10 protein-coding genes are annotated in these 12,174 nt (G+C 48.4%); 9 read left to right on the forward strand and 1 reads right to left on the reverse strand.

Going from position 1 to position 12,174, the window contains the following annotated elements:
• Nucleotides 1-78: 78 nt before the first annotated feature.
• The 3 genes from polX to BGM27_RS05775 are packed head-to-tail and all read left to right on the forward strand — an operon-like array spanning nucleotide 79 to nucleotide 4,590.
• Nucleotides 79-1,791: a DNA polymerase/3'-5' exonuclease PolX gene (polX, locus tag BGM27_RS05765; RefSeq protein WP_007408115.1), complete on the forward strand. Its 1,713-nt coding sequence runs from the start codon at nucleotides 79-81 to the stop codon at nucleotides 1,789-1,791.
• A gap of 20 nt (nucleotides 1,792-1,811) precedes the next feature.
• A complete protein-coding gene (locus BGM27_RS05770; protein WP_007408116.1) occupies nucleotides 1,812-4,169 on the forward strand; it encodes an endonuclease MutS2 in 2,358 nt (785 codons plus the stop codon).
• 16 nt (nucleotides 4,170-4,185) lie between these two features.
• Nucleotides 4,186-4,590 (forward strand): DUF350 domain-containing protein, encoded by a 405-nt coding sequence (locus BGM27_RS05775; protein WP_003152541.1) that lies wholly within the window; start codon nucleotides 4,186-4,188, stop codon nucleotides 4,588-4,590.
• Between the two features lie 138 nt (nucleotides 4,591-4,728).
• Here the strand turns inward: BGM27_RS05775 and BGM27_RS05780 are convergent, their stop codons facing one another.
• Nucleotides 4,729-5,406 carry a DUF2711 family protein gene (locus BGM27_RS05780; protein ID WP_007408117.1) on the reverse strand — a complete coding sequence of 226 codons (678 nt, stop codon included), beginning with the start codon at nucleotides 5,404-5,406 and terminating at the stop codon, nucleotides 4,729-4,731.
• Between the two features lie 105 nt (nucleotides 5,407-5,511).
• On the opposite strand from BGM27_RS05780, the gene BGM27_RS05785 reads away from it, so the two are divergent.
• The 6 genes from BGM27_RS05785 (at nucleotide 5,512) to BGM27_RS05810 (ending at nucleotide 12,166) form a co-directional block, all read left to right on the forward strand.
• Entirely contained in the window at nucleotides 5,512-7,200 is a 1,689-nt protein-coding gene (locus tag BGM27_RS05785) for an AMP-binding protein (RefSeq protein WP_007408118.1), read from the forward strand.
• 88 nt (nucleotides 7,201-7,288) lie between these two features.
• Nucleotides 7,289-7,873, forward strand: a complete 585-nt coding sequence (locus BGM27_RS05790; RefSeq protein WP_007408119.1) for a fatty acid metabolism transcriptional regulator FadR — start codon at nucleotides 7,289-7,291, stop codon at nucleotides 7,871-7,873.
• Between the two features lie 13 nt (nucleotides 7,874-7,886).
• The gene (locus tag BGM27_RS05795; protein ID WP_015240332.1) at nucleotides 7,887-8,666 is read left to right on the forward strand and encodes an enoyl-CoA hydratase; all 780 of its coding nucleotides are present in this window, start codon (nucleotides 7,887-7,889) and stop codon (nucleotides 8,664-8,666) included.
• A gap of 13 nt (nucleotides 8,667-8,679) precedes the next feature.
• On the forward strand, nucleotides 8,680-9,453 hold the full coding sequence (locus BGM27_RS05800) for an electron transfer flavoprotein subunit beta/FixA family protein (RefSeq protein ID WP_007408121.1): 774 nt from the start codon (nucleotides 8,680-8,682) through the stop codon (nucleotides 9,451-9,453).
• Nucleotides 9,454-9,484: 31 nt separating this feature from the next.
• The gene (locus BGM27_RS05805) at nucleotides 9,485-10,462 is read left to right on the forward strand and encodes an electron transfer flavoprotein subunit alpha/FixB family protein (protein ID WP_020954260.1); all 978 of its coding nucleotides are present in this window, start codon (nucleotides 9,485-9,487) and stop codon (nucleotides 10,460-10,462) included.
• A gap of 213 nt (nucleotides 10,463-10,675) precedes the next feature.
• Nucleotides 10,676-12,166, forward strand: a complete 1,491-nt coding sequence (locus BGM27_RS05810) for an alpha-N-arabinofuranosidase (protein ID WP_020954259.1) — start codon at nucleotides 10,676-10,678, stop codon at nucleotides 12,164-12,166.
• The last annotated feature ends 8 nt before the right edge of the window (nucleotides 12,167-12,174 follow it).

The following is a 12,174-nucleotide window of genomic DNA, read 5'->3' on the forward strand; positions in this document are numbered from 1 at the left end:
TTTCAAGCTCTGCGTCAGTTGTGCCGGAGGAGAAAAATTTGTATGATGAGAAGCAGGAAACGACTGGGGGTTAACAGTATGCATAAAAAAGATATCATCAGGCTGCTTGAAACGATTGCGGTCTATATGGAACTGAAAGGGGACAACCCGTTTAAAATATCAGCCTTCCGAAAAGCGGCAGCGGCGCTTGAGCAGGATGACCGCAGCCTGTCGGAAATCGACGACATGATGTCTTTATCCGGAATCGGAAAAGGCACCTACGGCGTCATTCGTGAATATATGCAGGAAGGTGTGTCCGGCACGCTTCTCCAATTGCAGAAAGAAGTTCCGGAAGGCTTGGTTCCTCTTTTGAAGCTTCCGGGCCTCGGCGGCAAAAAAATCGCCAAGCTGTATCAGGAACTGGGCGTTCATGACGCGGAATCGCTGAAAGAAGCATGCGAGCAGCAAAAAGTACAGGGGCTCGCCGGTTTCGGCAAAAAAACGGAGGAGAAAATCCTCCAGGCTCTCGGAGAAGCCGGAAAACAGCCGGAACGGTTTCCGATCGGCTATGCGCTCAGCATTGCTTCAGTAATTGAAGAACATTTGGCCCGGCTGACGGATATTCAGAAATATTCCCGGGCCGGCAGTCTCAGAAGAGCGCGGGAAACCGTAAAAGATCTCGATTACATTATCGCTACAGATCATCCGGAGGCTGTCAGAGAACAGCTTCTTTCCCTCCCAAACGTAAAAGACGTGATAGCGAGCGGGGATACAAAAGTATCAGTCATCCTGACCTTTGAATATGAGACGAGTGTGGATTTCCGGCTTGTGACAGAGGAACAGTTTGCCACCACACTGCATCATTTTACCGGTTCTAAAGATCACAACATTAAAATGCGCCAGCTGGCGAAAGAGCGCGGTGAACGGATCAGTGAATACGGAGTAGAAACCATAGAAACGGGAGACGTCAAAACATTCCCGAGCGAAGAAGCGTTTTACGCCCACTTCGGTCTGCCGTTTATTCCTCCTGAGCTCAGAGAAAGCGGTCAGGAGGTCGACACGTACCGGGAAGAAACGGATCTTGTGGAGCATAAAGCGATAAAAGGCGATCTCCACATGCACTCAGCCTGGAGTGACGGCGCTTTTTCCATCAGAGAAATGGCAGAAGCGTGTATGGCAAAAGGCTATCAGTACATGGCGATCACCGACCATTCCCAATATTTAAAGGTAGCCAACGGGTTAACGGCCGAACGGCTCAAAAAACAGGCGGAAGAAATTGACGCGTTAAATGCTGAATTTGAAAATTTTCATATTTTTAAAGGCGTAGAAATGGACATTCTCCCCGACGGTTCGCTTGATTATGATGACAGTGTTCTGTCGGAAATGGATCTTGTCATCGCATCTATTCATTCAAGCTTCAGCCAGCCGGAGCATGTCATTATGAAACGGCTTGAACAGGCGCTGACGAATAAGCACGTGGACATTATCGCCCACCCGACGGGACGCCTGATCGGCAGACGGGCCGGCTATGAAGTCGACATCGACATGCTGATTGAACTCGCCGCCAAAACAAATACGGCGCTTGAACTGAATGCAAACCCCGCGCGCCTTGATTTACGGACTGAGCATCTGATCAAAGCAAATGAAAAAGGCGTGACTTTGGTCATTAATACCGATGCCCATAATATCGAGATGCTCGATGATATGAAAACGGGCGTGACCGCTGCGCGCAAAGGGTGGACGGAGACAAAACATGTGTTAAACGCCCGGCCGCTACACGAGGTCAAAGCATTTCTGACGCGCAATGATTAAGTAAGGAGGATCACAAAACCGTGCAGCAAAAAGTGTTATCATCACTTGAATTTCATAAAGTAAAAGAACAGATTACCGCACATGCCGCCTCATCGCTCGGCCGGGAGAAGCTTCTGCAGCTGAAACCTTTGACGGATCTCTCAGACATCCAAAAACAGCTGGATGAAGTCGAAGAAGCATCCGCGGTCATGCGCTTGAGAGGCCATGCTCCGTTCGGCGGCCTGACTGACATAAGATCCGCTTTACGGCGGGCGGAAATCGGCAGTGTGCTGACGCCGGCGGAATTTACCGAATTGTCCGGGCTGCTGTATGCCGTTAAACAAATGAAGCACTTTATCAGCCAAATGACAGAAGACGGCGTCAGCATTCCGCTGATACAGGCCCATGCAGAAGAACTGATTACATTGGGCGATTTGGAAAGGGAGATTAACTCCTGCATTGATGATCACGGCGAAGTGCTTGATCATGCATCCCCCGCTTTAAGGGGAATCCGCACGCAGCTCAGGACACTTGAATCAAGAGTCAGAGACCGGCTTGAATCGATGCTGCGTTCATCTTCCGCTTCTAAAATGCTGTCTGACACCATCGTTACGATTCGGAATGACCGCTTTGTCATCCCGGTCAAACAGGAATACAGATCAAGCTACGGCGGAATTGTCCACGATACATCTTCATCCGGTGCGACACTGTTTATTGAACCGCAGGCGATCGTAGATATGAACAACTCGCTTCAGCAGGCGAAAGTAAAAGAAAAACAGGAAATCGAACGGATTCTCCGGATGCTGACGGAGCATACGGCTGAACACACACAAGAAATCGCTCAAGATGTGGAAGTGCTGCAGACACTGGATTTCATTTTCGCCAAAGCGAGATACGCAAAAGCAATGAAGGCGACAAAACCACTCATGAACGGAGACGGTTTTATCCGGCTGAAAAAAGCGCGCCATCCGCTGCTGCCCCAAGATCAAGTCGTGGCCAACGATATTGAACTGGGCGGAGATTACTCAACGATCGTTATCACGGGACCGAATACGGGCGGTAAAACCGTTACGTTAAAAACACTCGGGCTGCTGACGATAATGGCGCAGGCAGGATTGCACATACCGGCTGATGAGGGATCGGAAGCAGCAGTATTTGACAATGTGTTTGCCGATATCGGCGATGAACAGTCGATCGAACAAAGTCTGAGTACGTTCTCATCCCACATGGTCAATATCGTCAATATTTTAAAAGACGTGTCTGAAAACAGTCTTGTGCTGTTTGATGAACTCGGTGCCGGAACAGATCCGCAGGAAGGAGCGGCGCTTGCCATGAGCATCCTTGACGAAGTTCACCGGACAAACGCCAGAGTGCTTGCGACAACCCATTATCCGGAACTGAAAGCATACGGATATAACAGACAAGGCGTCATGAATGCCAGCGTTGAATTTGACATTGAAACGCTTTCGCCTACCTATAAGCTTCTGATCGGAGTGCCGGGCCGAAGCAACGCATTTGAAATCTCAAGACGCCTTGGGCTTCCGGAGCATATCATCGGCCAGGCGAAGTCAGAAATGACCGCCGAACATAACGAAGTCGATCTGATGATCGCATCGCTTGAAAAAAGCAAAAAAAGAGCGGATGAAGAGCTTTCTGAAACCGAATCAATCAGAAAAGAAGCAGAAAAACTGCACAAAGAACTTCAGCAGCAAATCATTGAGCTAAACGCCCAAAAAGATAAAATGATGGAAGAAGCCGAGCAGAAAGCTGCGGAAAAACTGGAAGCCGCCGCAAATGAAGCCGAACAGATCATCCGCGAGCTCAGGTCTATCAAGCAAGAACACAGATCCTTTAAGGAACACGAGCTGATTGACGCCAAAAAACGTCTCGGAGACGCGATGCCGGCTTTTGAAAAATCAAAGCAGCCGGAAAGAAAAACAGAGAAAAAACGCGAGCTGAAGCCGGGCGACGAAGTAAAGGTGCTCACATTCGGACAAAAAGGGGCACTGCTTGAGAAAACCGGCGAGAAAGAATGGAACGTCCAAATCGGCATCCTCAAAATGAAGGTGAAGGAAAAAGATCTTGAGTTTCTCAAATCGGCTCCTGAACCGAAAAAAGAAAAAGCAATCACCGCCGTAAAAGGGAAGGATTATCACGTATCCCTTGAACTTGATCTCAGGGGAGAGCGTTACGAAAACGCCCTCAGCCGCGTCGAAAAATATTTAGATGACGCGGTGCTTGCCGGCTATCCGAGAGTGTCCATCATTCACGGAAAAGGCACGGGCGCCCTCCGAAAAGGGGTGCAGGATCTTCTGAAAAACCACCGCAGCGTGAAAAGCTCGCGGTTCGGGGAAGCGGGAGAAGGAGGATCAGGCGTAACGATTGTCGAACTAAAATAAAAAGGGAGTAAACGTCATGAATGCTTTTTGGGAAAATGAGCTTGTTGAAATCGCGGCTTATTACAGTGTAGCCGTCTTGTGTCTCGTCATTTTTCTGACCGTGTTTGAATTGGTGACATCCTATAAAAACTGGGTGGAAATCCAAAAAGGCAATCTTGCGGTGGCAATGGCGACCGGAGGGAAAATTCTCGGTATCGCGAATGTCTTTCAGCACAGCATCGCCCAGCATAATTCGCTTTTGCAAATGATCGGCTGGGGCGTATACGGATTTATTATGCTTTTAATCAGCTATTTTATCTTTGAATTTCTGACGCCCCGGTTTAAAATTGATAAAGAAATTGAAAAAGATAACAGAGCTGTCGGCTTTATTTCATTTGTCATCTCAGTCGGCCTGTCATTCGTGGTGGCCGCCGGGATTTAAGGGGACGGGGAAAAATGGAGAAGCTTGCGAAAGTGCTGCTGTCGGCAGCGGGAATTTTTCTGTTCATCGGACTTATTTATCTGGTCATGACATCTTAATACTGAAAAAAGGCTGCCGAACTAGAATCGGCGGCCTTTTTTATTGAGAATACCAGTTTATGCAGGCCGTATCAGAGCAAATGACGGCTTCCCAACTCATGGCGCGGATGACAGACGGCATGTCTTGATCTTCCATGAGAAAGAGTGTCGTAAAAGAATCATATATGCTCATAAAAGCGGCGCGCCGTTTTTCGTCGGCAATGATCATGTCAGCCCGCAGCAATCCGCATACATCCGAAGCCGCCGTTTGATTGAGTGAAAATATGCCTTTCTCTTCGACAGGCTCATAATAAGTGCAGCGCTTTATGCCTTTTGAACGGAACACATCCAAAAGTCCCGGTATCAAAAATGGCGAAGTGACATCATCGCTCGGCAAGTACAGATCGGGATGATGAAGCCGATTTAACAGCTCGGCGGATTCAGGATGTGCATATTCATCCCGAAGTGCCATGACAGCGCTCATAAGCGCAAGCGCTGTCTCTTTTTCAGAGCGCAATCCGCAAACGGTCATGACGGATTTCCAGGAAACGGGTCTGCCCATCGCGATGATCTCCTCATCACTCGGATATATATGTTCATAAGGCCGTTTGCGCTTTTGCTCTTCCCACCCATCAGGCATCCGGACAAAGGGATGAAGCAAAAAGGCGGCCGACGTAAACGGCTTCGGCAGCTGGCGCAGGATAGGAACTCCTTCTTCAAAATGCAGCGTTTCCAGCAAGCTCAACACCTCCTGAAACTCGAAATTTCACATGAAACGCTTTCCCATTCCAATCACCCTTCTGCTATAATAATAGCGTATAGGAAAACAGAAGGGAGAGGTATTATGCAGTCTGAAAAGCCATGGCTTTCTCAATATCCCGAAGAGATTCCGCATGAGCTTGAATTTACCGATCAAACCCTGCCATCCAATCTGACAAACTCCGCAGCTCAATTCCCGAACCATACCGCCATTTATTTTCTCGGAAAAAAACTCACATTTCAAGACGTTCTCACAGATTCATTAAAGCTAGCCGCTTTTTTACGCAAAACAGGCCTGAAAAAAGGTGACAGAGCCGCCATTATGCTGCCCAATTGTCCGCAGTCGGTCATCGCTTTTTACGGCGTATTGTTTGCCGGGGGCATTGTCGTTCAGACCAATCCTCTCTACACGGAACACGAGCTTGAGTATCAGCTGAAAGACAGTGCGCCGCGCGTGATCATCACCCTTGATATGCTGTTTCCGAAGGTGATAAAAATGAAAACGTTATCAATCGTCGAACGCATTATTACAACAAGTATAAAAGACTTTTTGCCGTTTCCGAAAAATATGCTGTATACGCTCACGCAAAAACAACAGGTGCATATTGATTATGACGGCTGCGAACAAATTCACAAATTAGCGGATATTTTAAAAAACGAAAGCGCGGAGGAGGCAGAGCCATTTGATATTGACCCTGCGCATGACATCGCCGTGCTTCAATACACGGGCGGAACAACCGGCTATCCGAAAGGCGTCATGCTCACACACCGGAACATTCAGGCTAATACAGAAATGTGCGCCGCCTGGATGTACAAAATGAAAAAGGGAGCCGAAAAGGTGCTCGGCATCGTGCCTTTTTTTCATGTGTACGGATTGACCGCCGTGCTCAATTTTTCCATTATGCAGGGATGTGAAATGATCCTTCTTCCTAAATTTAATCCTTTGGATACTCTGAAAACAATCGACAGGCTGAAGCCGACGGTTTTTCCCGGGGCACCGACGATTTACATCGGGCTGTTGCATCACCCGGAGCTGAATAAGTATGATTTGTCCTCCATTGAAAGCTGTCCGAGCGGTTCAGCGGCGCTGCCGGTTGAGGTCAAACAGAAATTTGAAAAAGTGACCGGAGGAAAGCTTGTGGAAGGCTACGGATTATCCGAAGCATCACCGGTTACCCATTCAAACTTCATTTGGGGAAAAAATAAACCCGGCAGCATCGGCTGTCCCTGGCCCAATACCGATGCCGGAATCTATTCAGAAGAAAAAGGCGGGCTTGCGGGGCCGTATGAGCACGGCGAGCTGATCGTAAAAGGCCCTCAGATCATGAAAGGATACTGGAATAAGCAGGAGGAGACGGCGCGTGTCATCAGAGACGGCTGGCTGTTTACCGGAGATATGGGATATATGGATGAGGAAGGATTTTTCTACATCGCCGACAGGAAAAAAGACATCATCATTGCCGGCGGATACAACATTTACCCCCGGGAGGTGGAGGAGGCGCTTTATGAGCATGAAGCCGTTCAGGAAATCGTCGTAGCGGGCGTCCCTGATTCCTACAGAGGGGAAACGGTGAAAGCATTTATCGTTTTGAAAAAAGGTGCCGAGGCCGATGCCGATGAGCTTGATGCGTTTGCAAGAGAGCGGCTTGCGCCGTACAAAGTCCCGAAGCTTTACGAATTCAGAAAAGAGCTTCCGAAAACGGCCGTCGGAAAAATATTAAGAAGGCGTTTAGTCGAAGAGGAAGATGCTTCCCGTGAAAACAAGGTGCCTTAAAAGAAAAACTTGACAAAATCCGGATTCCTTTTTATCATGAAGTTATGAATGAATAGTCATTCATTTATCGAAGGAAGGAACGATGACATTGAACCAAAAACGGCCAAAGTATATGCAGATTATTGATGCAGCAGTAGAAGTCATAGCGGAAAACGGCTATCACCAATCACAGGTGTCCAAAATCGCCAAGCAGGCCGGCGTTGCGGACGGCACCATCTATTTATATTTCAAAAACAAAGAGGATATACTCATTTCTCTTTTTAAAGAAAAGATGGGCCAGTTCATTGAACGCATGGAAGAAGAAGTGAAAGAAAAAACGACGGCAAAAGAAAAACTCGCCCTCGTTATTAAGCAGCATTTCACACTGCTCGGCAATGACCGCCACCTCGCGATTGTGACCCAGCTTGAGCTCAGACAGTCAAATATCAAGCTGCGCCTGAAAATCAATGATATTTTAAAAGGATATTTAAACATGCTGGACACCATTTTGACCGAAGGAATCAAGTCGGGGGAATGGAAAGACAATCTCGACGTCCGCCTCGCCCGGCAGATGATATTCGGGACGATAGATGAAACAGTGACAACATGGGTGATGAACGATCAGAAATATGATCTTCCGGATTTGTCAGACAAGGTATTGGAGCTGTTGGTGTCAGGAATTCATCAAAACTAAAGGGGGTTGACGGATGAACAGCCTTTCGATGGCGGTAGAACAATCTGTTGCGGTGATCACCATTAATCATCAGCCGGCCAACGCGCTGTCCGGTGCGGTTTTAGACGAGTTGTCCGGTCTGTTCGACCGGTGTGAAACAGATGACAGCGTCAGAAGCATCATCATTCGCGGTGAGGGGAAATTTTTCTCGGCGGGCGCCGATATAAAGGAATTTACGTCGCTTGAAAATCTTGAGCAATCTTCTGCCATGGCGGATAAAGGCCAGCAGCTGATGGAAAGAATTGAAGGGTTTCCGAAGCCCGTTATCGCAGCGATTCACGGCGCTGCGCTCGGAGGCGGTCTTGAGCTAGCCATGGCCTGCCATATCAGAATCGCTACATTAGATGCAAAGCTCGGCCTGCCCGAGCTGAATCTCGGCATTATTCCGGGCTTTGCCGGGACGCAGCGGCTTCCCCGGTACGTCGGTACGGCGAAAGCGCTTGAAATGATCGGCACTTCAGAACCTGTGTCCGGAGAAGAAGCGCTCAGCCTCGGGCTTGTCACGATAGGCGCCGAACATGAGGAAGAGCTGCTGAAAAAGGCGAAAACGCTCGCGGGCAAGTTTGCGGAAAAAAGCCCGCAGTCGATGGCTTCTCTGCTTGAGCTCCTTTATTCAAATAAGATCTATTCTTATGACGGCGGCTTAAAGCTTGAAGCAAAGCGCTTTGGGGAAGCATTTGCATCAGATGACGCAAAAGAAGGCATTCAGGCATTTCTCGAAAAAAGAAAGCCTCAATTCGGTGGGCGAAGATAAAGGGGATAAGATTATGAATCTATTTGTACTGATGAAACGGACGTTTGACACAGAAGAGAAAATCGTCATTGAAGCAGGAAAGATTCAGGAGGACGGAGCCGAATTTATTATTAATCCGTATGATGAATACGCCATTGAAGAAGCCATTCAGCTGAAGGAAGAGCACGGCGGAACCGTTACCGCCGTAACCGTCGGCGGAGAAGATGCGGAGAAAGAACTGAGAACCGCCCTTGCGATGGGCTGTGACCAGGCGGTGTTAATCAATATTGAAGATGATCTGAGCGATCCTGACCAATACTCCATTTCAACTATCTTATATCATTATTTCAAGGACCGGGAATATGATCTGATTCTCGGCGGAAATGTCGCGATTGACGGCGGTTCAGGCCAAGTGGCTCCAAGGCTTGCCGAACTGCTGAACATTCCTTGCGTCACAACGATCACAAAACTGACAATCAGCGGCGATGAAGCTGTGGCAGAGAAAGACAATGAAGGGGATACCGAAATCATTAAAACCTCACTTCCTTTAGTCATCACGGCACAGCAAGGCTTAAACGAGCCGCGCTATCCGTCGCTTCCGGGCATTATGAAGGCGAAGAAAAAACCGCTGGAAGAACTTGAGCTCGATGATCTCGACATTGATGAAGATGATGCCGCACCGAAGCTCAAAACGATCGAACGTTTTCTGCCGCCGCAAAAAGAAGCGGGCAGACTGATCGAAGGAGAAGCCGCTGAGCAGGCGAAAGAGCTTGTGTCACTGCTGAGAAAAGAAGCCAAAGTCGTATAAACCGATATTAAAGAAACTGGGGGATGTCAGAATGGGAAAAAAAGTGATCGTACTCGGAGAAATTCGTGACGGCGCCTTACGGAACGTCACCTTTGAAGCCATAGCCGCAGGCAAAACCATTTCCGGCGGAGGAGATGTCATCGGCGTGCTGATGGGAAAAGGCGCAGCTGATGCAGCACCAGAACTCATTCAGTACGGCGCAGACAAAGTATTTACGGCCGATTCGCCGGGGCTTTCTCAGTATACGGCGGACGGATATGCCGCGGTTCTCGGGGATTTGATCGAAAATGAAAAGCCTGATGCGGTCATTTTCGGCCACACTTCTATGGGAAAAGATTTGTCACCTAAGCTTGCGGCCCGGTTTGAAACGGGGCTGATTTCAGACAGCACGGATGTAAGCGTTACCGGAGACAACATCGTTTTTACAAGACCGATCTATTCCGGCAAAGCCTTTGAACAGGTGATTTCAACTGATCCGTTCATTTTGGCGACGATTCGTCCGAATAATATTCAGGCATTAGAAAAAGACGCGAGCCGGACGGGTGATATCGAAGAGCTTGCGGCGCCTCCGGCAGATTTGCGGACGGTCATTGAAGAAGTAGTCAAAAAAACGGCGGACGGCGTGGATTTATCAGAAGCGAAAATTATCGTAGCAGGCGGCCGCGGTGTAAAAAGCAAAGATGGATTTGAACCGTTAAAAGAACTTGCCGAGGTGCTCGGAGCAGCGGTGGGCGCTTCACGCGGCGCGTGTGACGCGGACTATTGCGATTATTCTCTTCAAATCGGCCAGACGGGAAAAGTCGTCACGCCGGATTTGTATATCGCCTGCGGCATTTCCGGAGCGATTCAGCACTTGGCGGGCATGTCAAACAGTAAGGTCATTGTTGCCATTAACAAAGACCCGGAAGCGGAAATATTTAAAATAGCGGACTACGGAATTGTCGGCGATTTGTTCGAAGTGGTTCCGCTTCTGACGCAGGAATTTAAAAATGCCAATATTCATTCATAATCATAAACCCTCTGGCTTATTTGTCAGAGGGTTTTAATTTGTGTTAATTGGTTCGTACAAATTAAAGGTTGATAAAATAAGAGATTGACATGTACGAACCAATATAATAAGCTTTTGTAAAGCGCTTACAAACTTATCCATTCAGCATACATCCCAGATACATAGATCGGCTTTAGTGCTTTCATTCTTATTAAGGGAAAGGAATGATCAAGTTTGTCTCACAATACGGCAGTTATTCAAACTGATATCACACGGGGAACCATTAATAAAAACATATACGGACATTTCGCGGAACACCTGGGAAGAGGCATATATGAGGGCATCTGGGTCGGAAAAGATTCCGATATTCCGAATACCGGCGGGGTCAGGACGGATGTCGCCGCCGCCCTCAAACAGCTTCAGATTCCCGTCCTCAGATGGCCGGGCGGCTGTTTTGCAGATGAATACCATTGGGCAAACGGCGTAGGGAAACGCAAAACCATGCTGAATACCCATTGGGGCGGGACGATTGATTCCAATGAATTCGGCACGCACGAGTTTATGATGCTTTGTGAACTGCTCGGCTGCGAACCGTACATCGCCGGAAACGTCGGCAGCGGAACGATTAAAGAAATGGCTGATTGGATTGAATACATGACGTTTGAAGCGGGCACGCCGATGTCCGACTGGAGAAAAGAAAACGGGCGGGAAAAACCGTGGAAGCTGACATATTTCGGAATAGGGAATGAGAACTGGGGCTGCGGCGGAAACATGCATCCTGAGTATTATGCCGACCTTTACAGAAACTTTCAAACCTATGTCCGCAATTACAGCGGCAATGAAATCTATAAAATTGCCGGCGGCGCGAATGTCGACGATTACCGCTGGACTGAAACTTTAATGAAAAAAGCCGCTGATCTCATGGACGGGCTGAGCCTGCATTATTACACAATACCGGGCGACTTCTGGAAGGGGAAAGGATCAGCGACGGAGTTTACGGAAGATGAATGGTTCATCACGATGAAAAAAGCGGCGCATATGGATGAATTGATCACAAGGCACAGCGCCATCATGGATCAGTACGATCCCGAAAAAAGAGTCGGGCTGATCATTGATGAATGGGGCACGTGGCTTGATCCTGAGCCAGGCACGAATCCGGGCTTTCTGTATCAGCAGAATACGATCCGCGACGCCCTTGTCGCAGCCACGCATTTTCACATTTTTCATCAGCACGCAGACCGCGTACAGATGGCCAATATCGCGCAAACCGTCAACGTGCTTCAGGCAATGATCCTGACAGAAGGGAAAGACATGCTGCTGACGCCGACGTATCATGTGTTTGATATGTTTAAGGTGCATCAGGACGCTTCTCTTTTGGCGACAGAAACAAAAGCAGCCGGGTACGAATGGAATGACGGCCGGCTCCCGCAAGTCAGCATTTCAGCGTCCAAACAGCAAAACGGAGACATACATATCAGCCTTTGCAATATCGATCATCTGCACAAAGCTGATGTGAAGATTGAACTGCGGGGCATGAAAAAGGCAGGGAAGCCTTCGGGAACGATTCTGCACGCGGAAAAAATGAATGCCCATAATACATTCAGCAGTCCGGAAAACGTCAAACCTAAGCCGTTTTCCGGGTTTTCTCAAAAGGGCGGAAAACTTGAGGCGGAGCTTCCTCCGATGGCGGTTGTACTAATCACGCTGCCTGCGAATCCATCTTAAGTTTTGAA

The organism is Bacillus sp. FJAT-27001, assembly GCF_019039175.1.
In the GTDB taxonomy this organism is placed as follows: Bacteria; Bacillota; Bacilli; order Bacillales; family Bacillaceae; genus Bacillus; species Bacillus velezensis.